This window comes from Nocardioides panacisoli, from assembly GCF_039537325.1.
Lineage (GTDB): Bacteria > Actinomycetota > Actinomycetes > Propionibacteriales > Nocardioidaceae > Nocardioides > Nocardioides panacisoli.
The window spans coordinates 1-22,312 of the sequence record NZ_BAABAH010000020.1 but is presented as its reverse complement, the minus strand read 5'-3'; the positions used below and the strand labels follow the sequence as shown (position 1 = coordinate 22,312).

Annotated in this window: 23 protein-coding genes; 15 read left to right on the top strand and 8 right to left on the bottom strand. The window is 71.1% G+C overall.

What is annotated here, in order from left to right:
• Positions 1-31: 31 nt before the first annotated feature.
• Positions 32-1,432 (bottom strand): MFS transporter, encoded by a 1,401-nt coding sequence (locus ABD709_RS19730; protein ID WP_344778686.1) that lies wholly within the window; start codon positions 1,430-1,432, stop codon positions 32-34.
• Positions 1,433-1,489: 57 nt separating this feature from the next.
• Here ABD709_RS19730 and ABD709_RS19725 point away from each other — a divergent pair, with 57 nt between their 5' ends.
• Genes ABD709_RS19725 through ABD709_RS19705 form a run of 5 tightly spaced genes read left to right on the top strand, consistent with a single transcriptional unit; the run spans position 1,490 to position 5,744 of the window.
• Positions 1,490-1,969, top strand: coding sequence for a winged helix-turn-helix transcriptional regulator (locus tag ABD709_RS19725; RefSeq protein ID WP_344778684.1), 480 nt, complete (start codon positions 1,490-1,492; stop codon positions 1,967-1,969).
• 36 nt (positions 1,970-2,005) lie between these two features.
• Positions 2,006-3,196, top strand: a complete 1,191-nt coding sequence (locus tag ABD709_RS19720; protein ID WP_344778682.1) for an acyl-CoA dehydrogenase family protein — start codon at positions 2,006-2,008, stop codon at positions 3,194-3,196.
• Positions 3,193-3,996, top strand: coding sequence for an SDR family oxidoreductase (locus tag ABD709_RS19715; RefSeq protein WP_344778680.1), 804 nt, complete (start codon positions 3,193-3,195; stop codon positions 3,994-3,996). Before ABD709_RS19720 ends, ABD709_RS19715 begins: the two co-directional genes overlap by 4 nt.
• On the top strand, positions 3,974-4,588 hold the full coding sequence (locus ABD709_RS19710) for a TetR/AcrR family transcriptional regulator (protein WP_344778678.1): 615 nt from the start codon (positions 3,974-3,976) through the stop codon (positions 4,586-4,588). The genes ABD709_RS19715 and ABD709_RS19710 overlap by 23 nt, the downstream gene beginning before the upstream one ends.
• A complete protein-coding gene (locus tag ABD709_RS19705; protein ID WP_344778676.1) occupies positions 4,581-5,744 on the top strand; it encodes an acetyl-CoA C-acetyltransferase in 1,164 nt (387 codons plus the stop codon). The genes ABD709_RS19710 and ABD709_RS19705 overlap by 8 nt, the downstream gene beginning before the upstream one ends.
• Before the next feature lie 3 nt (positions 5,745-5,747).
• On the opposite strand, the gene ABD709_RS19700 is transcribed toward ABD709_RS19705, so the two are convergent.
• Entirely contained in the window at positions 5,748-6,107 is a 360-nt protein-coding gene (locus ABD709_RS19700; RefSeq protein ID WP_344778674.1) for a hypothetical protein, read from the bottom strand.
• Between the two features lie 65 nt (positions 6,108-6,172).
• On the opposite strand from ABD709_RS19700, the gene ABD709_RS19695 reads away from it, so the two are divergent.
• Complete coding sequence (locus ABD709_RS19695) at positions 6,173-7,159, top strand: GNAT family N-acetyltransferase (protein ID WP_344778672.1); 987 nt, start codon at positions 6,173-6,175, stop codon at positions 7,157-7,159.
• Positions 7,160-7,175: 16 nt separating this feature from the next.
• Here ABD709_RS19695 and ABD709_RS19690 read toward each other — a convergent pair whose 3' ends face one another.
• Positions 7,176-7,847 carry a PilZ domain-containing protein gene (locus ABD709_RS19690; RefSeq protein ID WP_344778670.1) on the bottom strand — a complete coding sequence of 224 codons (672 nt, stop codon included), beginning with the start codon at positions 7,845-7,847 and terminating at the stop codon, positions 7,176-7,178.
• A 272-nt stretch (positions 7,848-8,119) separates the two neighbouring features.
• Here ABD709_RS19690 and ABD709_RS19685 point away from each other — a divergent pair, with 272 nt between their 5' ends.
• The 3 genes from ABD709_RS19685 to ABD709_RS19675 all read left to right on the top strand — a co-directional run bounded on the left by ABD709_RS19685 (position 8,120) and on the right by ABD709_RS19675 (position 12,016).
• Positions 8,120-10,381: a M4 family metallopeptidase gene (locus ABD709_RS19685; protein ID WP_344778668.1), complete on the top strand. Its 2,262-nt coding sequence runs from the start codon at positions 8,120-8,122 to the stop codon at positions 10,379-10,381.
• Between the two features lie 91 nt (positions 10,382-10,472).
• On the top strand, positions 10,473-11,531 hold the full coding sequence (locus ABD709_RS19680; protein WP_344778666.1) for an alpha/beta fold hydrolase: 1,059 nt from the start codon (positions 10,473-10,475) through the stop codon (positions 11,529-11,531).
• A 119-nt stretch (positions 11,532-11,650) separates the two neighbouring features.
• Positions 11,651-12,016, top strand: coding sequence for a DsrE family protein (locus ABD709_RS19675; protein WP_344778664.1), 366 nt, complete (start codon positions 11,651-11,653; stop codon positions 12,014-12,016).
• Here the strand turns inward: ABD709_RS19675 and ABD709_RS19670 are convergent.
• Genes ABD709_RS19670 through ABD709_RS19655 form a run of 4 tightly spaced genes read right to left on the bottom strand, consistent with a single transcriptional unit; the run spans position 12,010 to position 15,498 of the window.
• On the bottom strand, positions 12,010-13,098 hold the full coding sequence (locus ABD709_RS19670; RefSeq protein WP_344778663.1) for an NAD(P)H-dependent flavin oxidoreductase: 1,089 nt from the start codon (positions 13,096-13,098) through the stop codon (positions 12,010-12,012). The two genes, ABD709_RS19675 and ABD709_RS19670, sit on opposite strands and share 7 nt — an antisense overlap.
• Positions 13,095-13,868, bottom strand: coding sequence for a CoA-transferase subunit beta (locus ABD709_RS19665; RefSeq protein WP_344778661.1), 774 nt, complete (start codon positions 13,866-13,868; stop codon positions 13,095-13,097). The genes ABD709_RS19670 and ABD709_RS19665 overlap by 4 nt, the downstream gene beginning before the upstream one ends.
• A complete protein-coding gene (locus ABD709_RS19660; protein WP_344778659.1) occupies positions 13,865-14,749 on the bottom strand; it encodes a CoA transferase subunit A in 885 nt (294 codons plus the stop codon). The genes ABD709_RS19665 and ABD709_RS19660 overlap by 4 nt, the downstream gene beginning before the upstream one ends.
• Entirely contained in the window at positions 14,746-15,498 is a 753-nt protein-coding gene (locus tag ABD709_RS19655; RefSeq protein WP_344778657.1) for an enoyl-CoA hydratase family protein, read from the bottom strand. The genes ABD709_RS19660 and ABD709_RS19655 overlap by 4 nt, the downstream gene beginning before the upstream one ends.
• A 41-nt stretch (positions 15,499-15,539) precedes the next feature.
• Here ABD709_RS19655 and ABD709_RS19650 point away from each other — a divergent pair, with 41 nt between their 5' ends.
• Complete coding sequence (locus tag ABD709_RS19650) at positions 15,540-16,319, top strand: SDR family oxidoreductase (protein WP_344778655.1); 780 nt, start codon at positions 15,540-15,542, stop codon at positions 16,317-16,319.
• Complete coding sequence (locus ABD709_RS19645; RefSeq protein WP_344778653.1) at positions 16,320-17,201, top strand: SDR family oxidoreductase; 882 nt, start codon at positions 16,320-16,322, stop codon at positions 17,199-17,201. It begins immediately after the preceding gene.
• On the opposite strand, the gene ABD709_RS19640 is transcribed toward ABD709_RS19645, so the two are convergent.
• A complete protein-coding gene (locus ABD709_RS19640; protein WP_344778651.1) occupies positions 17,198-18,361 on the bottom strand; it encodes a steroid 3-ketoacyl-CoA thiolase in 1,164 nt (387 codons plus the stop codon). The two genes, ABD709_RS19645 and ABD709_RS19640, sit on opposite strands and share 4 nt — an antisense overlap.
• A gap of 162 nt (positions 18,362-18,523) precedes the next feature.
• Here ABD709_RS19640 and ABD709_RS19635 point away from each other — a divergent pair, with 162 nt between their 5' ends.
• From ABD709_RS19635 to ABD709_RS19620, 4 genes are all read left to right on the top strand, one after another.
• Positions 18,524-19,762, top strand: a complete 1,239-nt coding sequence (locus ABD709_RS19635; protein WP_344778649.1) for a cytochrome P450 — start codon at positions 18,524-18,526, stop codon at positions 19,760-19,762.
• Between the two features lie 13 nt (positions 19,763-19,775).
• Entirely contained in the window at positions 19,776-21,029 is a 1,254-nt protein-coding gene (locus ABD709_RS19630; protein WP_344778647.1) for a cytochrome P450, read from the top strand.
• Positions 21,030-21,095: 66 nt separating this feature from the next.
• Complete coding sequence (locus tag ABD709_RS19625) at positions 21,096-21,251, top strand: hypothetical protein (RefSeq protein ID WP_344778645.1); 156 nt, start codon at positions 21,096-21,098, stop codon at positions 21,249-21,251.
• A gap of 499 nt (positions 21,252-21,750) precedes the next feature.
• Positions 21,751-22,312: DUF222 domain-containing protein (locus tag ABD709_RS19620; RefSeq protein WP_344778643.1), on the top strand; the 562-nt coding region annotated here is incomplete at its 3' end.

The following is a 22,312-nucleotide window of genomic DNA, read 5'->3' as shown; positions in this document are numbered from 1 at the left end:
AAGCATTTGCTTGGGTACTGGCGCGGATCGGTCAGACCGCGACGGTCGGGGCCGGCGCGCGCTCCCGGGCCGTGGCCATCACCAGCGCGGTCACGCCCGCGAGCAGGGAGCAGCCGGCGATGAACAGCCACGCCGCCCGGCCCGCCCCGGTGTCGACGGCGCCGTCACCGAGGATGGCGACGAGGACGCTCACGCCGAGGGCGATGCCGACCTGCCGGGCCATGCTCACGATCCCGCTCCCGGTGGCCCCGTGCTCGGGCGGGAGCGTGGCGGTCGCCGCCGCGACCAGGTTCGGGAACGCGAGGCCGACGCCGATGCCGCCGACGACCCACGCCGGCAGGAAGGCCGACCAGTAGGCCGGTTGGACGCTCAGCGCGCTCATCTGGGCGATGGCGCCGGCCGCGAACAGCGCGCTTCCCATTGCGATCAGGCGGGAGGGAGCCACGCGGGGCAGGTGGCGGGCGACGAGGATCGCCGTCGGTGGTACGGCGAGCGGTCCGAGCGCGATCGCGAGCCCGGTCTGGAGCGCGGAGAAGCCCCAGACCTGCTGCATCCACAAGATGCCGAGCAGCAGCGAGGCGCCGAACCCGGTGTTGAAGACGAGGGTCGTGACGTTGGCCCAGGCGAAGGAGCGGACGCGGAGCAGGGCGGGCTCGATCAGGGGGGAGGGGTGCCGCGCCGACTGGAGGGCGAAGCCGGCGAGACCGACCGCGGCGGCCACGAACGCACCGATCGTCCCGACCGACCGCCAGCCCCACTCGTCGGCCTGCACCAGCCCCAGCACCAGCGCACCGATCGCGGCAGCCAGCACGGCCGCTCCGGCCAGGTCCGGGCGCGGAGCCCCCTCGTTGTGCCGGACGTCCGGGACCACGCGCACCGCCACGATCGCCAGCAGTGAGCCGACCGGCACATTGATCCAGAACGCCCAGTGCCAGGAGAGCTGGACGAGCCCCCCGCCGGCGGCGGGACCCAGGGCGGCTGCGATCGCACCGGTGAGCGCCCAGAGCCGGGCGCCGGCGGCTCGGCGCTCCGGCGGGAGCGCGGCCAGCAGCAGGCCGAGGCTGGTCGGCGTCATCGCCGCGGCGCCGACGGCTTGCACGATCCGCGCGGCGACGAGGAACCCGACCCCCGGCGCCAGCCCGCACGCCAGGCTGGCCAGCGTGAAGACCACCAGTCCAGCCACGAAACCCGGCTTGCGTCCGTAGCGGTCGGTGAGCCGGCCCAGGGGCACGAGCAGCGCCGCGTAGACGACGGCGTAGGCGCTGAGGACCCAGCTGAGGCTCCCCAGGTCGGGCACGCCCGACGGCCCGGCGAAGTCGCGGCCGATCTGGTCGAAGGCCACGTTGACGATGAACAGGTCGAGCCCGGCCATGAAGGTGGCTCCGGTCAGGACGACGGTCAGCAGACCGGCGCGCTGGCTTGCGTTAGACATAGTCAGCACCCTAGATGCTGACTATGGATCACACAACCCAGGTGGTAGTCTGCAGCCATGGTGGTGCAGCTCGGCGGACGGTTGGCAACGCGCGGGGACGCGCCCCTCGGCGACCGGTGCCCGATCGACCGGACGCTGCAGGCGGTGGGGAACCGCACCGCGCTCCTCCTGGTGCGCGAGGTGCTCTACGGCGCAACCCGCTTCGAGAGCCTCGTCAAGCGGGTCGGCGTGACCGATGCCGTGGCGTCCCAGCGCCTCAAGGAGCTCGTCGCCGCGGGCGTCCTCGCCAAGCAGCCCTACCGCGAGCCCGGTCAGCGGACGCGTCACGAGTACGTCCTGACGCCTGCGGGGCACGAGCTCGCCCCGGTCCTCCTGACCCTGCTCGAGTGGGGGGTGCGTCACCGCCCCGACGGCCGTGGCCGGCTCGGCGTGACCCACGCCGGCTGCGGCGCCGAGGTGCACGTCGCGCTCCGGTGCGCGGCCGGTCACGACGTGCCCGAGGAGCAGCTGCTCGTCACCGGTGACGCCGCGGTCTAGTGCCCTACCAAGCATTTGCTTGGTAGGGTGCCGCCTGTGGACCTGACCGAGAGCAACGAGGACCGCGCGTTCCGCGCGGAGATCCGCGAGTGGCTCGGCGACCACCTGGCCGGCGAGTGGGCCGAGCTGAAGGGTCTCGGGGGCCCGGGCCGGGAGCACGAGGCGCACGACGAGCGGCTGGCCTGGAACCGGCACCTCGCCGCACACGGCTGGACCTGCGTCGGCTGGCCGGAGGAGCACGGCGGCCGCGGTCTCTCGCTGTGGCAGCAGGTGATCTTCCACGAGGAGTACGCCCGCTCCGACGCGCCCGCCGACGTCAACCACCTCGGCGAGACACTGCTCGGCCCCACCGTGATGGCCTTCGGCACCGAGGAGCAGAAGAAGCGCTTCCTCCCGCCGATCGTCGCGGTCGAGGAGCTCTGGGCGCAGGGGTACTCCGAGCCGGACGCCGGATCCGACCTGGCCAACGTGCAGACCCGGGCCCGCCTCGACGGGGACGAGTGGGTGATCGACGGCCAGAAGGTGTGGACCTCGATGGCGCACGTCTCCGACTGGTGCTTCGTGGTCGCCCGCACCGAACCGGGGTCGACCCGGCACCACGGACTCTCCTTCGTGCTGGTGCCGCTCCGGCAGGAGGGCGTCGAGATCCGGCCGATCGAGCAGCTGACGAGCGGCTCGGAGTTCAACGAGGTGTTCTTCAGCGGCGCGCGCGCGGCGGCCGACCTGGTCGTCGGCGAGCCCGGCAAGGGCTGGGCCGTCGCCATGGGGCTGCTCGGGTTCGAGCGCGGGGTCTCGACCCTGGGCCAGACGGTCGGCTTCGCGCGCGAGCTCGACGCCGTCGTCGCCCGGGCACGGGGCAACGGCTCGATCGACGACCCGATCGTGCGGGACCGGCTGGCCGACCTCAAGGTCGAGCTGAGCGCGATCCGGTCGTTCGCGCTGCGGGCGCTGGCCCAGGTCGAGGGCGGTCAGGACTCGGCTGCGGGAGGGGGCGCCGGCTCGATCTTCAAGCTGGCGTGGGCCCGCTGGCACCGCCGACTGGGCGAGGTGGCGATGGACGTGGCCGGCGCCGAGGGCCTGCTCGCCGGCCCGGGCTACACGCTCGACGAGCACCAGCGGCTCTTCCTCTTCTCGCGCGCCGACACCATCTACGGCGGCAGCGACGAGATCCAGCTCAACATCCTGGCCGAGCGGGTGCTTGGCCTCCCGAAGGAGCCACGCGGATGACAGCCACGCGACCCGAGCAGCCGATGCCCGGCTACGTGCCCGGACACGACCTCCTGGCCGGCAAGGTGGTGGTCGTGACCGCTGCTGCCGGCGCCGGGATCGGCGCGGCGGTGGTGCGCCGCGCGCTCGAGGAGGGCGCGAAGGCCGTCGTCTTCAGCGACACCCACGAGCGACGCCTCGCCGAGGCCGAGAAGACGCTCGCCGAGGAGTTCGGCGGGGACCGGGTGCGGAGCCTGGTCTGCGACGTGACCGACGAGGCGCAGGTCGCAGCGCTGCTGGACGCGGCCGACGGTCTCGGCGGCGTCGACGTGATGGTCAACAACGCCGGCCTCGGCGGCACCGCGAACATCCTGGAGATGGCCGACGAGGAGTGGGCCAAGGTCCTCGACATCACCCTGACCGGCACCTTCCGCTGCGTCCGCGCCGCGGGCCGGCGGATGACCGAGTCCGGCACCAGGGGAGTGATCGTCAACAACGCCTCGGTCATCGGGTGGCGGGCCCAGGAGGGCCAGGCGCACTACGCCGCGGCGAAGGCCGGTGTCATGGCGCTGACCCGTTGCGCCGCACTCGACCTGGCTCCGCACGGGATCCGGGTGAACGCCGTGGCGCCCAGCCTGGCGATGCACCCGTTCCTGGAGAAGGTCACCTCGGCGGAGCTGCTGGCCGAGCTCAAGCAGCGCGAGGCGTTCGGCCGTGCGGCCGCGCCCTGGGAGGTCGCCAACACGATGGTGTTCCTGGCGAGCGGCTACGCGTCGTACCTGACCGGTGAGGTGATCAGTGTCAGCAGCCAGCACGCCTAGGGCCTCGACCGGCTCGGCGACCGGCCGGCGCGAGCAGCTGCTCGCGATCGCCGCCCAGCTGTTCGCCGAGAAGGGCTTCAGGAACACGACGGTCCGCGACATCGCGGACGCCGCCGGGATCCTGTCGGGCAGCCTCTACCACCACTTCGACTCCAAGGAGTCGATGGTCGACGAGCTGCTCGACACCTTCCAGAGGGAGCTGTTCGCGGAGTACGACGCGACCGCGGCCAGCGACCTGACGCCGCTCGCCAAGCTGGAGTCGATGATCCGCAGCTCGTTCCGCGCGATCGACGAGCACCACAGCGAGGTCGCGATCTTCCAGAACGACTCGACCTACCTCGCGACGTTCGACCGGTTCGCCTACCTCCCCGAGCGCAACGAGCGCTTCGAGAAGCTCTGGCGCGGCCTCCTCCAGGAGGCCGTCGCCTCCGGCGAGCTCCGGGACGACCTCGACGTCGACCTCGTCTACCGCTTCCTCCGCGACACCGTCTGGGTCGCGGTCACCTGGTACCGCCCCGGCGGTGCCCTGTCGGCGGCACAGGTCGCCGACCAGTACCTCTCGATCCTGCTGAAGGGAATCTCCCGTGGTTGAGGCCTACATCGTCGACGCCGTCCGCACCCCCGTCGGGAAGCGCGGGGGAGCCCTCGCGCAGGTGCACTCCGCGGACCTGGCCGCGCACACGATCTCCGCGCTCGTCGACCGCACCGGGATCGACCCGGGCGCGGTCGACGACGTGATCCTCGGTTGCTGCGACACGATCGGCTCGCAGGCCGGCGACATCGCGCGCACCGCCTGGCTCGTTGCCGGCCTGCCGGACCACGTGCCGGGCGTCACGATCGACCGTCAGTGCGGCTCCTCGCAGCAGGCCGTGCACTTCGCCGCGCAGGGCGTGATGTCGGGCACCCAGGACCTCGTCGTGGCGGGCGGCGTGCAGAACATGAGCGCGATCCCGATCTCCGCCGCGATGATCGTCGCCCAGCAGTACGGGTTCAACGGCCCCTACGCCGAGTCGCCCGGGTGGCTGAAGCGGTACGGCGACCAGGAGGTCAGCCAGTTCCGGTCCGCGGAGATGATCGCCGAGCGCTGGGAGCTGTCCCGCGAGGAGATGGAGCGGTTCGCGCTCGCCTCGCACGAGCGGGCCAGGACCGCGATCGCGGAGGGCCGGTTCGACCGCGAGATCGTCCCCGTGCAGCTGCCGGACGGCACCGCCTTCGCCACCGACCAGTGCCCGCGCGACACCTCGCTGGAGAAGATGGCCGGGCTCGAGCCGCTCGCGCCCGGTGGCCGGATCACCGCCGGCGTCTCGTCGCAGATCTGCGACGCCTCCACTGCGATCCTCGTGGCGTCCGAGCGAGCCGTCGCCGACCACGGCCTCACGCCGCGGGCACGCATCCACCACCTGTCGGTGCGTGGCGACGACCCGGTGTGGATGCTCACCGGCCCGATCGGCGCGACCCAGCACGCGCTCGAGCGCGCGGGCATGACCGTCGACGACATCGACCTCTTCGAGTGCAACGAGGCGTTCGCGTCGGTGGTGCTCGCGTGGATGCGCGAGACCGGCGCGCCCCACGAGAAGGTCAACGTCAACGGCGGCGGCATCTCGCTCGGCCACCCGATCGGCGCCACCGGTGCGCGGCTGATGACCACGCTGCTCAACGAGCTCGAGCGCACCGGCGGGCGTTACGGCCTGCAGACGATGTGCGAGGGCGGCGGCCAGGCCAACGTCACGATCATCGAACGGCTCTGAAGCTCAGGCCAGGACGACCCACCAGATGCCCGCGACGAGCGGGACCAGCCCGGTCAGCAACCAGGTCGAGAGCAACGCCTTGCTGTTGAGCCCGCGCACCGCGGCGACGCCGCTCACCCAGAACAGCGCGCCGACCACGATCAGCACCACCTGGGCGTCGACCCGGTCGCCCGCGATCTCGGTCTTCGCCGCGAGGATGAAGCCGACGGTGAGGTGGAAGATCGTGGTCAGGATCAGGGCCGAGATCACTCGGCGCTGGACCCGGGCGAGCCGCTCGAGCGCCTCCGGATCGGGCGCCTTGCGCGGTGCGTCGGGGTCCAGCAGGTGCCGGCGCCGGGGCGCTGAGGTCGGCTGCTGGCTCATGCCCCCAGGGTACGTCGCCGGAAATCGGTGGCGCCGGGAGGACGCCGAAACCATGCTGGTGCGTCATGGAGATCACACCGTTCGGCCCCGACGACGCGGCCGCGATCAAGGAGTGGGTGGAGCTGTCCAACGCGGTGACCGCGGCGGACGCGCCCTGGCTCCACGACGTGACGCCGCTGACCACCGAGGCGCGCTTCCGGCACGGCTGGGACGGTGAGCCCTCGGAGCCCTTCCTGGCCCGAGCCGACGGGGCCGTCGTGGGTGCCGGAACGATCTCGACGAGCGACTACGACAACCTGCACCTGGCCTGGTTCGACATCCTCGTGCATCCCGAGCACCGGCGCCGCGGGCACGGCAGCGCGATGCTCGCGCACCTGGAGGAGCGGGCGCGGTCGAGAGGCCGCACGAGTGCCGGGATGGCGGGGTGGGAGGCGAACGCCGTGACCGCGTTCGCCGGCGCGCACGGCTACGAGAAGAAGCACCAGGCGATCAACCGCCGCCAGTACCTCGCCGACGTCGACCACGAGCGGCTGGAGCAGCAGTACGCCGACGCGCTCGACCACGCCTCCGACTACGCCCTCGAGCGCGCCACCTTCCCTACCCCGGACGACGGTCTGGACGAGCTCGCGGAGATGGCGGCGTCCATCAACGACGCGCCGACCGACGACCTCGACATCGAGGACGAGGTGTTCAACGCCGAGCGGATGCGGGCCTACGAGGACGCGTGCCTGTTCCGGCGCGAGCGGGTCTACCGCGTGGTCGCCCGGCACCTGCCCACCGGCCGGCTCGGCGGCCAGACCGTGGTCACGGTGGAGTCGGAGCGGCCGGCCTACGGCCACCAGCACGACACCTCGGTCGTCCGCGCGCACCGGGGCCACCGGCTCGGGCTGCTGCTCAAGGCCGAGATGCTGCGCTGGCTGGCCGAGGCGGAGCCGCAGCTGGAGGAGGTCGACACCTTCAACGCGGAGTCGAACGACCACATGATCGGCGTGAACGAGCTGCTCGGCTACCGGGTGATGGGCCGGGAGCTGGCGTTCCAGCGCTCGATCTGACCGGCGCGGGCGGTCGTCAGCGGCGGTTCAGCAGCGCGCGGCGCTCGGCCTCGAAGGCGGCCCGGCGGATCCGGTCGCCGTACAGGGCGGGGTCGACGAACGCGACGGCGACGCCCAGGCCGCCACCGGGGAACACCGCGTGCCGCACGACCAGCGCGGTCTGGTCGAGGGTGTCGCCGTCGAGCTTGATCGTGGCGGTGACCGTCGTCCCCGGGGACGGCAGCGGCCCGCGGATGGTTGCGAGGACACCACCCTCGCTGAGGTCGACCGCTGTGCAGTCGAGCCGCCGCTCGACGGGCTCGCCGTCGCGCTCGTCGGTCCAGCTCAGCTGTACCGGCGTGTGCATCCGCGCCCTGAAGAAGGCGCGGCGCTGGGTGCGGATCGCCCGTCCGATGGCGTGCGCCAGCCAGACCGGGCCGTACTCCCGGCGGCCGGTCCGCAGCGCGACCGGGCACTCGACCCGGCCGAGCAGCCCGGTCCACACCATCGCCACCGGCCGGGCCGTCAGGCCGTCCGTGCCGAGCTGGCGCGAGAGCACGACTGTCGCCGCGTCGAGACCGGACTGCTCCAGGTCGAGCACCTTGGTCTCCGTCTCGACGCCGCCCGCGGTGTCCGTGGGCTGGGCGACGAGGGTGACGGTCTGCAGCACCTCGGGCAGCGGCTCGGGCGCGCGACGGGTGGCAGACATACCTCTAAGGTCGGCCGCCCGGACGCCGACCTGAGGGCGGCGGGTCGGACCGGAATCCTTCCCGGATCATCAGGTGTTTGCATTGCGATTTTCTGAGGCGCGCGGCCGTTGACGCAGCCTTCGCGGCGGCGCGACAGTTCGCGAGGTTCGTGTCTCGGGGCAGCACCCCCGCCGCGTGGCAGGGCCACCTCTCATCGGGGGCTCAACCACGAGCCCGGACTCAAGGAGTGTCAGTGAAACGACAAGTCGCAGCGGGTTTGGCAGCAGCCGTCGTGTCAGCCTGCGCGTTCGCCTCGGTGCCCGTCGCCGAGGCATCAGCCCCGCACAACGCCTCGCCCGTCAAGCCCGCCAGTCGCCACGCCCACCCGCAGCGCGAGGCGGCGGACACCGCCCGCAAGCTGGTGGCGTCGCCGCCCGCAGCGCTGCGTGCCTCGGCCCACGACAGGTTCCAGGCGCACGCCGTGGTCTCCTCCCACGGCCTGCAGTACGTGCCCTACGACCGGACCTACCGCGGCCTCCCCGTCGTCGGCGGCGACTTCGTCGTCGTCACGGACGGCGCGGGCCGGCTGCTGGACACGAGCGTCGCGCAGAAGAAGGCCGTCTCCTTGGCGTCGGTGACCCCGACCGTCTCGCGCGACTCGGCTCGTCGGACCGCGCTGCGCGAGGTCAGCGACGGCCGCTACGACGGCGCCTCCCGGCTCGTGGTCCTGCAGCGAGCGAGCTCGGCGCTGGCCTGGGAGACCACGGTCGTCGGGCGACGCGCCGGCGGGCCCTCCCGGCTCAGCGTGTACGTCGACGCACGCTCCGGACGGGTCCTCGACACGATCGAGCACGTCATGGAGGGGACCGGCAACGGTGGTTGGGAAGGCACCGTCAGCATCCCCACGTCCGGGTCCGGGACGTCGTACTCGATGACGAACTCCAACGCACCGACGATGAAGTGCCAGAACGCCACCGGCAACGTGACCTTCACCGGCACCGACGACTCGTGGGGCAACGGCGACCCGACCAACCGGGAGACCGGCTGCGTCGACGCGTTCTACTCGGCCGAGAAGGAGCGCCAGATGCTGTCGGCGTGGCTCGGCCGCAACGGCATGGACGGCTCCGGCGGCTGGGTCCCGATCCGGGTCGGCCTCAACGACGTCAACGCCTACTACGACGGCACCCAGGTGCAGGTCGGCCACACGCAGACCGGTGGCAAGTGGATCGGCTCGGTCGACGTCGTCGCCCACGAGTTCGGTCACGGCGTGGACGACCACACCCCGGGTGGCATCTCGGGCAACGGAACCCAGGAGTTCGTGGCCGACACCTTCGGCGCGGCGACCGAGTGGTACGCCAACAACCCGGCCGACACCCCCGACTTCACCGTCGGCGAGGAGGTCAACCTGGTCGGCAACGGTCCGATCCGCTACATGTACAACCCCTCGCTGGCCGGTGACGACAACTGCTACTCGTCGTCGACGCCCAACGCCGAGGTGCACGCCGCCGCCGGCCCGGGCAACCACTGGTTCTACCTGCTCGCGGAGGGCACCAACCCGTCCGACGGCCAGCCGACCAGCCCGACCTGCAACAGCACCAGCGTGAGCGGCATCGGCATCCAGAAGGCCATCACGATCATGTACAACGCGATGCTGATGAAGACCTCGTCGTCGTCCTACCTCAAGTACCGGACCTGGACGCTGACGGCGGCCAAGAACCTCTTCCCGGGCTCGTGCACCGAGTTCAACGCCGTGAAGGCGGCCTGGAACGCGGTCAGCGTCCCGGCCCAGGCGGGCGACCCGACCTGCTCGACCAGCGGTGGCAACACCGTCACCGTCACCAACCCGGGCAGCCGGTCCGGCACGGTCGGCACGGCCACGAGCCTGCAGGTCACGGCCTCGGACTCCGCGTCGGGCCAGACGCTGACCTACTCGGCCACCGGCCTGCCGGCGGGCCTGTCGATCAACGCCTCCTCCGGCCTGATCTCGGGCACCCCGACGACCGCGGGCACCTACTCCACGACCGTCACCGCGAAGGACACCACCGGCGCCTCGGGGTCGGCCACGTTCACGTGGACGATCTCCGGCTCGGGAGGCGGTGGCACCTGCTCGGGCCAGAAGCTGCTCAACCCCGGCTTCGAGTCCGGCGCGGCTTCGTGGAGCTCGACCGCCGGTGTGATCACGACCGACGCCGGTGAGCCGGCCCACGCGGGCAGCTACAAGGCGTGGCTGGACGGCTACGGCCAGACCCACACCGACAGCCTGAGCCAGTCGGTCACCATCCCGGCCGGGTGCACGGCGACCCTGTCGTTCTACCTGCACGTCGACACGTCGGAGACGACGAGCTCGACGGCGTACGACAAGCTCACCGTGAAGGCGGGCTCGACGACGCTGGCGACGTACTCGAACCTCAACAGCGCATCGGGCTTCGTGCTGAAGTCGTTCAACGTGTCCTCGCTGGCGGGCCAGACGGTCACGATCAGCTTCTCGGGAACGGAGGACATCTCGCTGCAGACCAGCTTCGTGGTCGACGACACGTCGCTGAACCTGGGCTGATCTCGGCGCGGGTGGGTGAGCGGGGCGACGGAGGTCCGCTCACCCATCCGTAACGGCGTCCGAGCGCTGGCGGACGGACTAGCCTGACCACGTGGGCGCGACGAGCCGGCTGGGCGCCAAGCAGGAGGTGCGGTTCTGCCGTGCCGACGACGGCGTGCGGCTGGCGTGGGCGCGGCACGGCTCCGGCCCGCCGCTGGTGATCGCAGCCTGCTGGCTCAGCCATCTCCAGCACGATTGGCAGAGCCCGGTCTGGCGCCACTTCCTCGACGACCTCGGACAGATCGCCACGGTCTACCGCTACGACGAGCGCGGGTTCGGCCTGTCGGACTGGGACGTCGACGACTTCTCCCTCGAGCGGCGGCTGCGCGACCTCGAGATCCTCGTCGACGCCGCCGGCCTCGACCGCTTCGTCATCATGGGGATGTCGGGACAGGCGCCCGTCGCGCTCGCCTATGCCGCGAGACACCCCGATCGGGTCACCCGGCTGATCGCCTACGGCGCCTCCGCCGGCGGAGCGCTGGGCGGCGACGACCCCGACGCCGACGTCGCGTTCGCCGCGATGATCAGGGCTGGCTGGGCGCGGCCGGACCACCTCTTCCGCCGGGTGTTCACGACCGCCTTCATTCCCGGCGCGACAGAGCAGCAGATGTGCTGGATGGACGAGCTGATGCGCACGTCCACCAGCACCGAGAACGCCCTGGCGAGCCGGGCGGCTCGCCGCGACACCGATGTCTCCGATCTGCTGGCGAAGATCACGGCGCCCGCGCTGGTGGTCGTCGCCCGAGACGACCACACCATGCGTCCGGGTGAGGGCGCGGAGATGGCCGCGGCGGTACCCGACTCCCGTCTGGTCGTGCTGGAGTCCGAGAACCACATCCTCCTCGCCGACGAGCCGGCGTGGCCCGTCTTCGTGGAGGAGGTCGGCGCCTTCCTCGACGAGGCGGTCGTCCGGCCACCGCTGACGAACCTGTCGGCGCGCGAGCGGGAGATCCTGGTCCTGGCGGCCGAGGGTCTCGACAACGCCAGGATCGCCGACCGGCTGACCCTGAGCGTGCGCACCGTGGAGCGACACCTGCAGAACGTCTACCTCAAGCTGGGCCTCTCCGGACGGACGGCGCGCGCCGCCGCGGTCGCCCGCGTCCTGGCCTGACCGACGCGTACGCGCCGGGGCGTCCGAAGTGCCCCGACTACGCGTCGACGCGGATGCGCGGGCCGCCTGCGGCTTCCTACCTTCGTCGTGTTCCCGCACCCCGACGAAGAGGAGCCACCATGTCCACGAAAGCAGTTGTCAGCCTTGCCACCGGCCTCGAGGACCCGGAGAAGGTCACCGTCGCCTATTTGGTCGCGCTGGGCGCTGCCGAGCACGGCCGCCCGACGCTGATGTTCCTCACCAAGGAGGCGGTCCGCCTCGCGGTGCCCGGCGTGGCGGTCGGCACGGCGTGCGAGGGCTGCCCGTCGTTGCCGGAGCTTCAGGAGCGCTTCGTCGCGGCGGGCGGCAGCTACCTCGTGTGCCCCCTGTGCTTCAACGCCAAGGCGCTGGACCCCGAGAACCTGGTGAAGGGTGCCGAGCTCGGCGGGACGGTGCCGATGTGGCAGTGGATCGGGGACGAAGGTGCGACCACCTTCTCCTACTGAGCGGCCAGGAGCGACGACGTGCGGTGCAGCTCCTCGGCGGCGCGCACCACGACGCGGTCGATGAGCTCCTCGCAGGTGGGCAGGTCGTCGATGACCCCGACGACCTGCCCACTCGCGAGCACCCCCGCGGTCGTGTCGCCCTCGACCAGACCCGCCTTGAGCATCGTCGGTGTGTTCGCGGCGAGCGCCATCTGGCCGAGCGTGCGGCCCTGCTGCTTGCGCATCTCGCGACCGTCCTTGAGCAGCTGCGGCCAGGTCATCCCGGAGTCCCGCTTGAACTCCAGGGTCCGGCGCAGCGTCGGCCCCATCCGTCGTACGGCGCTCGTCTCCTCGAGCTCCTGGACCAGGTCGGTCCGCAGCATCCGGTGCGGCATGCCGTCGACCTTGGTGGTGACCACCGTGTCGGTCAGGCCGCGCTCGAGGTAGAGCCGCTTGACGGCGTCGGGGACCGCCGAGTCGGAGGTCAGCAGGAAGCGGGTGCCCATGCCGATCCCCGCGGCTCCGTAGGACAGGGCGGCCGCGAGGCCGCGCCCGTCGAAGAAGCCGCCGGCCGCGACGACCGGAATGTCATGGCCGGCGTCCAACACAGCATCCAACACCGTCGGGAGCAGGAGCGTCGTCGGCACCGGGCCGGTGTGGCCGCCGCCCTCGCCGCCCTGGACCATCACCGCGTCGGCGCCCCAGCCGGCGACCTTCTTCGCGTGCTTCGCGGCGCCGATCGACGGCATGACCACGATGTCGTGCTCCTTGAGGCGCGCGATCAGCTCGGGCTTGGGAGCGAGCGCGAACGAGGCGACCTTGACGCCGTACTCGATGAGGAGGTCGCAGCGGGCCGGCGCGTCGCCGGCGTCGGCGCGGAGGTTCACGCCGAAGGGGGCGTCGGTGCGGCTCTTGACCTCGACGATCGCCTTCTCCAGCTCCGCGAAGGTCATCGTGGCCGAGGCCAGGATCCCGAGGCCGCCGGCGTTGGCCGTCGCCGAGACCAGCCGCGGACCGCTGACCCAGCCCATGCCCGTCTGGACGACCGGGTGGCGGACGCCGACGAGGTCGGTGAACGGCGTCCTGATCAGCTGCTCGATCACCGCGCGGCCCCTTCCGGCTCGGGCACTTCCTTGAACCGCAGGCCCTTGGGGTCGAGGACCTCCCGGATGATGACGAGCTCGGCGTAGGTGGGTTCGCGCGTCGTGGCGACGTCGTCCGGCACCTCGAGCGCGAACCCGGTCGCCTCGACTACGTCGTCGACGCTCACGCCGGGGTGCACGCTCAGCAGCCGGACGGTGTCGTCGGGCCCGCCGACGTCGAAGACGCCGAGGTTGCTGACGATCCGGTGGATGTCGTTGAAGCGGGCGGCTGCCGGACCGGCGGCCCGCGCGCGGGCCGGGCCCACGCCGGACACCACGTCGACCTCCTCGACGAAGACGCGCGGCGAGTGCTTCGGCACCCAGTAGGACGTCCGGTTGTTGACCGTGTTGCCGGGCGCGCCGCGCACGCCGAGCAGCTGCCGCTTGGGTTGCGCCCAGTCGCCGATCGCGGAGATGTTCTGGTTGCCGTGCCGGTCGACCTGGGTCGCGCCCATCATCACGTGCCGCTTGCCGTAGGCGACGACGTCGAAGACCCGGCGGAACGGGATCCAGCCCTCGACCACGTCCTTGCCGCCCAACGGCGGGGTGCCTCCGAGGAAGACGGACTCGCCGTCGCTGATCACCAGGTCGGGGTTGGACGTCAGCCGTGCGAGCCGTACGCCGAGGGTCGGGAGCAGGCCCATCGGGCTGGCGAAGATCTCGCCGTCGTCCTTGAACGCGTCCGCGATCGCCGCGGCGCACACGTCGGCGCGCGTGTAGTCGTCGCTCATGCCTGCTTCTCCTCCTGGAAGGCGCGGACCGCCGCCTGGTAGTACTCCTCGTCGCCGGCGAGGAAGCGGTCGTGGAAGGCCTGCCAGTCCTCGTCGGAGCCGGAGGCCGCGGCGGCGTACGCCCGCTGGAAGCGCTCGTCGCGCTCGTAGTCGGGGGTGCAGGTCGTGAAGTGCGCGCCGTGCGGCGTCTCCACCACGCCGTCGACCATCATCCGACTGATCAGCAGCCGCTGGACCGGCGAGTCGACGGTCAGCCCCGCGGTGTCGACCAACTGCTCGGTGCTGACGTAGGCGCGCTTCGCCGCCATGCAGAACAGGTCGTCGAAGTAGGGGTCCGGACCGAGGTAGGCGGCGTTGCCGTGCATGTCGGCGCGGTTCATGTGCACGAGCGCGACGTCCAGCTCGAGGGCCGGTACGGCGACCAGCTCCTCGCCGTCGGCGTAGGGACTGGTGACCGTCCGCAGCGCCGGGTTGTTGGTCAGCACGTCGGAGCCGAGGCCGGCCCGCACGGGCAGGAAGGGGAGCCGCTGCGCGGCAGCCCGCAGCCCGGTCTGGAACATCCCCTCGTCGAGCTCCATCAGCTCGGGGATCGACTTGGTCTGGCGGGCGCGCTGGAAGTTCGGCTCGAGGGGGACCGAGTCGAGGGACACGAACGCATAGACGAGCTTGCGGATCTTCCCTGCGCGCGACAGCAGCCCCACGTCGGCGCCGCCCCAGCTCACGATCGTCAGGTCGGTCAGGTCGGAGCGGTAGAGCGCGCGCACCAGGGCCATCGGCTTGCGTCGCGGCCCCCAGCCGCCGATGCCGATCGTCATGCCGCTCTCGAGGGTGCCGATGACGTCGTCGGCCGTCATCCGCTTGTCGCGCGGCCGGGTGGTCACTTGGCCCCCTTGCTGGTGCCCGCGAAGTCGTCGCGCAGCTCGTCGCTGACGCCCATCAGGTTGAGCTCGAAGGTGAAGCCCTGCTCGAACCGGTAGGACCGGTTCACGTCGACGGGGTCGATGCCGTTGAGCGCCTCCTTGGCCGCGCGGATCACCCGGCCGTCCTTGGCCGCGATCTCGCCGGCCACCTCCAGCGCGGCGTCGTCGAGCCGGTCGCGCGGCACGACCTCGAGCACCGAGCCGAACTGCACCAGGTCCTTGGCCGGGATCGTGCGGGCGGTGAAGTAGAGGGTGCGCATCATGTGCTGGGGCACCAGCCGGGCCATGTGCGTCGCGGCGCCGAGCGCGCCCTGGTTGACCTCCGGTACGCCGAAGTAGGCGTCGTCGCTCGCGACGACCACGTCGGCGTTGCCGACCAGGCCGACGCCGCCGCCGAGGCAGTGGCCGTTGACCGCCGCGACCACGGGGACCTTGCACTCGTAGACCGCCTTGAACGCCGCGTAGCACCCGCGGTTGGCACCGAGCAGGGCGTCGAACCCGGTCGTCTTCTGCATCTCCTTGATGTCGACGCCCGCGTTGAAGCCGCGCCCCTCCGCCCGGAGCACGACGACCTTGGTGGCCTGGTCCGCACCGGCCTCGTCGAGGGCGGCGGCGACGTCGTACCACCCCTGAACGGTGAGTGCGTTGACCGGGGGCGCGGCCATGGTCACGACCCGGATGCCGTCGTCGCGGAGCTCGCTGCTGATCATGGGCGCCAGCCTACCAAGCATTTGCTTGGTATGGTTCGAGCATGGCGCTGACGATCGACCTCGCCGGCCGGGTCGCCCTGGTCACCGGCGGCACCCGCGGCATCGGCCGCGGGATCGCCGAGGTGCTCCGCGACGCCGGCGCCTCCGTCGTCGTCTGCTCCCGCTCGGACCCGGGGCAGTCGGGGCCGCCCGCCGGTACGACGCACCGGACCTGCGACGTGCGCGACCCGGAGTCCGTCCGGCGGCTGGTGGACGGGATCGTCGCCGACCACGGCGCCCTCGACGTCCTCGTGAACAACGCGGGCGGCGCGCCGTACGCGCTCGCCGGCGAGGCCTCGCCGCGCTTCCACGACAAGGTCCTCGGGCTGAACCTGAGCGCCCCGCTGCTGTGCGCCCAGGCGGCGTACGCCGTGATGCGCGGCCAGGAGGCCGGCGGCGCGATCGTGAACATCTCCTCGGTCTCGGCGAGCCGCCCGAGCCCCGGAACCGCGGCGTACGGCGCCGCGAAGGCGGGCCTCGACGCACTGACGACCTCGCTCGCCATGGAGTGGGGGCCGAAGGTCCGCGTGAACGCGGTCGACGTCGGCCTGGTGCGGACGCCGGACACGACCGACCACTACGGGGGTGACGAGACCGTCGCCGAGATCGAGCGGACCATCCCGCTCGGCCGGATGGCCGACGTCGCGGAGATCGGCCGCACCGTCGCGTTCCTGGCGAGCGACCTGGCGTCGTACGTCTCCGGCGCGCGGGTCGCGTGCCACGGCGGCGGTGAGCAGCCGGTTTTCCTGTACCTCGCCCAGCAATCGATGAAGGAGTCCTAGGTGAGCAAGCTGTTGGAGGGTCGGGTCGCGATCGTGACCGGGGCCGGACGAGGGATCGGTCGCGCGCACGCCCTCGAGCTCGCGCGGCACGGGGCGAAGGTCGTCGTGAACGACTACGGCGTCTCGCTCGCCGGCGAGGGGACGACCGAGACGCCGGCGCACGACGTGGTCGCCGAGATCCAGGCGAGAGGCGGCGAGGCGGTCGTCAACGGCGCGGACGTCGCGGACTTCGCGGCGGCCGAGGACATGGTCCGGCTGGCGATCGACACGTTCGGCGGTCTCGACATCCTGGTCAACAACGCGGGGTTCGTGCGGGACCGGATGCTCGTCAACACCTCCGAGGAGGAGTGGGACGCGGTGATCCGCGTGCACCTCAAGGGGCACTTCGCCCCGCTCCGGCACGCGGGCGCCTACTGGCGAGCGGAGGCCAAGGAGGGCCGGCAGCGCGCGGCGCGGGTGATCAACACGTCGTCGGGTGCCGGGTTGCAGGGCTCGATCGGGCAGGCGACGTACTCCGCCGCGAAGGCGGGGATCGCCGGCCTGACGCTGGTCGCGGCGGCCGAGCTGGGCCGGTACGGCGTGACCGTGAACGCGATCGCCCCGGTGGCGAAGACCCGGATGACCGAGGGTGCCTTCGACACCTCCGCGATGCCGCTGCCCGAGGACAACTCGCCGGTCGTCGCCTGGCTGGCCTCGGAGGAGGCCGCCGACGTCACCGGCCGCGTGATCGAGATCGAGGGCGGCAAGGTGACCGTCGAGAACGGCTGGTCGCACGGCCCGGCCGCCACGGCCGAGGGCCGCTGGGACGCCAGCGAGGTCGGCCCGGCGCTGCGGAAGCTGCTGGCCGAGGCACCCGCCCCCGAGCAGGTCTACGGCACCTAGATCCGCTCGAGCACGGTGCCGGTGGCCATCGCGCCGCCGGCACACATGGAGATCAGCGCGGTCGTCTGGTCGCGCCGCTCGAGCTCGTGCAGGGCGGTCGTGATCAGGCGTACGCCGGTGGCGCCCACCGGGTGACCGAGCGCGATGGCGCCGCCGTTGACGTTCACCTTGTCCAGGTCGGGCTGGTGCGCACCGGCCCAGGAGAGGACGACCGAGGCGAACGCCTCGTTGACCTCGAACAGGTCGAAGTCTCCGATCGACATCCCGGTCTTGTCGAGCACCCGCTGGGTGGCGTCGATCGGGCCGTCGAGGTGGAAGTAGGGGTCGGAGCCGACCAGGCAGTGGTACTTGATGCGGGCGCGGGGGGTGAGGCCGAGCGCCCTGGCCCGGTCCTCATCCATGATCACGAGGGCCGCGGCGCCGTCGGAGATCTGGGACGACGTGCCCGCCGTGTGCAGCCCGTCCGGCAGCACCGCCTTGAGGCCGGAGAGGCCCTCGAGAGTGGTCTCGCGGAGGCCCTGGTCGGTGTCGACCATCCGCGTCTCCCCGGTGGGCTTGCCCTCGTCGTCGAGCACGGGAGCCTCGATCGCGGCGATCTCGCGCTTGAAGCGGCCCTCGTCGACGGCGATCCGCGCCTTCTGCTGGGAGGCGAGGCCGAACTCCTCGAGGTCGGCGCGGCTGATCCCGCGGTTGCGGGCGATCCGGTCCGCTGCCTCGAACTGGTTCGGCATGTCGATCGACCAGTCGTCGGGCCGCGGGTCGCCGAGTCCCTGCGGCACGTTGCCGCCGAGCGGGATCCGGGTCATCGCCTCGACGCCGCACGCGATGCCGACGTCGATCGAGCCGGCCGCGACCAGGTCGTTGACCAGGTGCGCCGCCTGCTGGCCAGAGCCGCACTGGGCGTCGATGATCGTGCCGCCGGTGTGCTGGGGGAGCCCCTGGTAGAGCCAGGCGCGGCGGACCATGTCGTTGGACTGCTCGCCGGCCTGGGTGACGCACCCGCCGACGACCTGCTCGACGTACGCCGGGTCCACGCCCGCGCGTCGGAGCACCTCCTGCTGCACGAAGCCGAGCATCTGCGCGGGGTGCAGGCCGGCCAGCCAGCCCTTGCGCTTGCCGAGGGGGGTGCGGACGGCGTCGACGATCACAGGCGTTCCCATGGCCCAAAACTAGAACACGTTCTCGCCTTCGGCAATGTGTCTCATGCCTCTCCGCGCCGATTTACTGAAAGGCTTTCATATTCTCGCGGCGGCTTGTACTGTCCAACTAGAACGTGTTTCAACTTGGGCGTTCCTGCCCGCCCCACGAAAGGTTCCGACGACGTGACCGCAGTCGACCTCCTCCCCGCCGGGTTCGATCCGACCGATCCGGACATCAACGCCATCGCGTTGCCGCACGAGCAGTTCAAGGCGATGCGTGCCACCGCTCCGATCCACTGGGTCGAGCAGCCCCCGGAGGCGCGGGCCGGGTTCTACGGCACCGGCTACTGGGCGGTGACGCGGCACCAGGAGGTCCGCGAGATGTCCAAGGACAACGAGAACTGGTCGACGGCCGAGAACGGCGTGATCGTCCGGTTCGCGCCGGACATGACCCGCGACCAGGTCGAGCTGCAGGGCGCGCTGCTGATCCACCACGACCCGCCGGACCACACCAAGATGCGCGGCATCGTCTCGCGCGGCTTCACCCCGCGCGCGATCGCCTCGCTCAAGGAGAACCTGCGCGACCGCGCCTACAAGATCGTGCAGGAGGCCGTGGAGCGCGGCTCCGGCGACTTCGTCGAGGAGATCGCGGCCGAGCTGCCGCTGCAGGTGATCGCCGACTTCCTGGGCGTGCCGCAGGAGGACCGCAAGAAGCTCTTCGAGTGGTCGAACCAGATGATGGCCTACGACGACCCGGAGATCGGCTCGGACCCGGCGACGGCCTCGATGGAGATCCTCGCCTACTTCGACCAGCTCGCGAACGACCGTCGCGAGAACCCGCGCGACGACATCGTGACCAAGCTGATCAGCGTGGGTCAGGACGACGACCACGGTGCGCTCACCAACGACGAGTTCGGGTTCTTCGTGATCCTGCTGGCCGTCGCCGGCAACGAGACCACCCGGAACGCGATCAGCAACGGCATGCAGGCCTTCTTCGAGCATCCCGACCAGTGGGAGCTCTGGAAGCGGGAGCGTCCCGAGACGATGGTCGACGAGGTGATCCGCTGGGCGACCCCCGTGACCGTCTTCCAGCGCACCGCCAAGAAGGACGTCGAGCTCGCCGGCCAGCCCATCGCCAAGGGCGACCGGGTCTTCATGTTCTACGCGTCGGCGAACTTCGACGAGTCGGTCTTCGACGACCCCTTCTCCTTCAACATCCTGCGCGAGTCGAACCCGCACGTCGCGTTCGGCGGGCACGGCGCCCACTACTGCATCGGCGCCAACCTGGCGCGGATGGAGATCAAGCTGATGTTCGAGGCGCTGGCCGATCTCGCGCCTGACATCAAGCCGGTAGGCGAGCCGCGACGGCTGCGACATGGTTGGCTCAATGCCATCAAGGAGATGCAGGTCAACTACAAGTAGCGAGCGAGACGAGATGACCGCCGTACTGCCCGAGGGCTTCGACTTCACCGACCCCGACGTCAACTGGTCGGCCCTTCCGCACGACCAGTTCCGTGAGCTGCGCCTCAACGCCCCGGTCACGTGGATCGAGCAGAAGCCGGGGTCCTACGACGGCATGGCTCCTGAGTCCGGCACGGGCTACTGGGCGGTGTCCCAGCATGCCGACGTGGCTGCAGTGTCGAAGGACAGCAAGCGCTTCTCGTCGGCCGAGAACGGCGCCATCATCCGGTTCCCGGAGGGGATGACCCGCGACCAGCTCGAGCTCCAGCGGGTGATGATCCTCAACCAGGACCCGCCGGACCACACGACGATGCGGCACATCGTGTCCCGCGCGTTCACCCCGCGCTCGATCACCCAGCTCGAGGACATCATGCGCGAGCGGGCTCGGCTGATCGTGTCCGATGCGCTCGAACGCGGTTCCGGCAACTTCGTCGAGGAGGTCGCGGCCGAGCTGCCCCTGCAGGCGATCGCGGACCTGATCGGCGTACCGATGGAGGACCGGCACAAGCTCTTCCACTGGTCCAACCAGATGCTGGCCAACGAGGACCCCGACTACGCCGAGGTCGACGGGCAGGAGTCCGCGGCCGAGGTGCTGATGTACGCGATGGGCATGGCCGCCGAGCGCAAGGCCGACATCGAGCGGGGCGAGCCGCGCGACGATCTCGTGACGCGGCTGCTGATGGCGGACAAGGAGGGCCGGGGTCTCAACGACGACGAGTTCGGCTACTTCGTCATCATCCTCACCGTCGCCGGCAACGAGACCACCCGGAACGCGATCAGCCACGGCATGAACGCCTTCCTCGACAACCCCGACCAGTGGGAGCTCTGGAAGCGCGAGCGGCCCGACACGATGGTCGACGAGGTCGTGCGCTGGGCGACCCCGGTCACGGTGTTCCAGCGGACCGCCCTCACCGACGTCGAGGTCGGGGGAGTGCCAGTCAAGAAGGGCCAGCGGGTCGGCATGTTCTACGCCTCGGCCAACTTCGACGAGAAGGTCTTCGACGACCCGTTCCGCTTCGACATCACCCGCGACCCCAACCCGCACGTCGGCTTCGGTGGTCACGGCGCCCACTACTGCCTCGGCGCGAACCTCGCCCGCCAGGAGATCCGGGTCATCTTCGACGCCCTCGCCGACGTCGCACCGGACATCAGCAAGCTCGAGGAGCCCAAGCGGCTGCGGCACGGCTGGATCAACGGGATCAAGGATCTTCAGGTTCGTTACGCGTGACGCGCGCGAAGTGTGACCCGAGCCACTAACCTGATGGGAGTGGATCCGTCCGAAGGAGAGACTCCGATGAGCCAGGTCGATGCCGAGCAGAAGTTCGCCGGCTACTCCGAGAACCGCTACCAGCACACGATGCACACCCTCGCGATGTGGTCGCTGATCATCATCATCGTGCTCGGCGTCGGTGCCGGGATCTACGGCTTCATCTGGGGCCTGGGGAACTGACGACCCGGCTGCCGCCGGTCACGGTCCAGGCGGATGTCCCGGACCGCAATCGGCCGCACAGCGCCGTTGCCCGGTGCCCCGGTGGTCGAGGAGGTCGCGCAGCGACCGTCACGAGACCCCGTGGCCTCTCCGTCGGTCGGGTAGCCGTGGCGAGAGACGAGTCGCGGCGTATCGAGTTCGACCGTCAGGTCGTCGGTGGTCGGGGTTCAGGCGCTGGTTACGAGGGAGCGCCGCGGATGTCCCGGACCGCAGTCGGCCGCGCGGCGGCCGTTGCCCGGTGCCCCGGTGGTCGAGGAGGTCGCGCAGCGACCGTCACGAGACCCCGTGGCCTCTCCGCTGGTCGAGTAGCCGTCGCGAGGGACGAGCGACGGCGTATCGAGACCCCAACTGTCCCGCCACGGCCCGCAAACCGTGCACAGGCCTCGAAACCGGCGTTGGTCCTCCACAGGCCGGGGTCGAGGTATTCGGTGCTGTCGCCGCCGGCGGGAAGACTTCGGTCATGGACTTCTCCCCGCTCACACCGCACCCGGTGCTGGCCTGCGTGGAGAACCTCGAGGCCGAGCTGAAGGCCGTCCGCGATGTGCAGCCGACGTTCATGACCACCGGACAGAAGGAGCTGGCGCTGCTGGGGATCGCCTCGGCGCAGGCCCAGCTGGTCGAGCTGAAGCTGCGGGTGCTGGCGGCTGCGGGTGACCTGGCCGAGACCGAGGGCGCTCGCGACCTCGGCTCCTGGCTCTGCGGGCACACCCGCACCGACCTGCGCACCGCCCGCGCCGAGACCGCGCTGGCCGAGGCGCTGGACCGGCGCTGGCACCAGGTCGCGGCCGGGATGGCCGAGGGAGTGGTTTCACCGGCACAGGCCAAGGTCATCGTCGAGGCGCTCGACGCGCTCCCCGCGGAGGTCGACCCGGAGCTCGTCGCCAAGGCGGAGGGGCAGCTGGTCGCCTGGTGCACCCGGTTCACCCCCCACGAGCTGCGCGCCCTGGGCAAACGGATCCTGGCCGTCGTCGACCCCGACACCGGCAACCAGGCCGACGCCCAGCGCCTCCAAGAAGAGGAAC

What these genes read in the sequence shown, in the direction of transcription:
- ABD709_RS19665 (WP_344778661.1), bottom strand. Translation starts at nt 13,868, where the DNA reads ATGAGCGACGACTACACGCGCGCCGACGTGTGCGCCGCGGCGATCGCG.
- ABD709_RS19700 (WP_344778674.1), bottom strand. Translation starts at nt 6,107, where the DNA reads ATGAGCCAGCAGCCGACCTCAGCGCCCCGGCGCCGGCACCTGCTGGAC.
- ABD709_RS19655 (WP_344778657.1), bottom strand. Translation starts at nt 15,498, where the DNA reads ATGATCAGCAGCGAGCTCCGCGACGACGGCATCCGGGTCGTGACCATG.
- ABD709_RS19630 (WP_344778647.1), top strand. Translation starts at nt 19,776, where the DNA reads ATGACCGCCGTACTGCCCGAGGGCTTCGACTTCACCGACCCCGACGTC.
- ABD709_RS19715 (WP_344778680.1), top strand. Translation starts at nt 3,193, where the DNA reads ATGACAGCCACGCGACCCGAGCAGCCGATGCCCGGCTACGTGCCCGGA.
- ABD709_RS19730 (WP_344778686.1), bottom strand. Translation starts at nt 1,432, where the DNA reads ATGTCTAACGCAAGCCAGCGCGCCGGTCTGCTGACCGTCGTCCTGACC.
- ABD709_RS19695 (WP_344778672.1), top strand. Translation starts at nt 6,173, where the DNA reads ATGGAGATCACACCGTTCGGCCCCGACGACGCGGCCGCGATCAAGGAG.
- ABD709_RS19675 (WP_344778664.1), top strand. Translation starts at nt 11,651, where the DNA reads ATGTCCACGAAAGCAGTTGTCAGCCTTGCCACCGGCCTCGAGGACCCG.
- ABD709_RS19640 (WP_344778651.1), bottom strand. Translation starts at nt 18,361, where the DNA reads ATGGGAACGCCTGTGATCGTCGACGCCGTCCGCACCCCCCTCGGCAAG.
- ABD709_RS19625 (WP_344778645.1), top strand. Translation starts at nt 21,096, where the DNA reads ATGAGCCAGGTCGATGCCGAGCAGAAGTTCGCCGGCTACTCCGAGAAC.
- ABD709_RS19690 (WP_344778670.1), bottom strand. Translation starts at nt 7,847, where the DNA reads ATGTCTGCCACCCGTCGCGCGCCCGAGCCGCTGCCCGAGGTGCTGCAG.
- ABD709_RS19650 (WP_344778655.1), top strand. Translation starts at nt 15,540, where the DNA reads ATGGCGCTGACGATCGACCTCGCCGGCCGGGTCGCCCTGGTCACCGGC.
- ABD709_RS19725 (WP_344778684.1), top strand. Translation starts at nt 1,490, where the DNA reads ATGGTGGTGCAGCTCGGCGGACGGTTGGCAACGCGCGGGGACGCGCCC.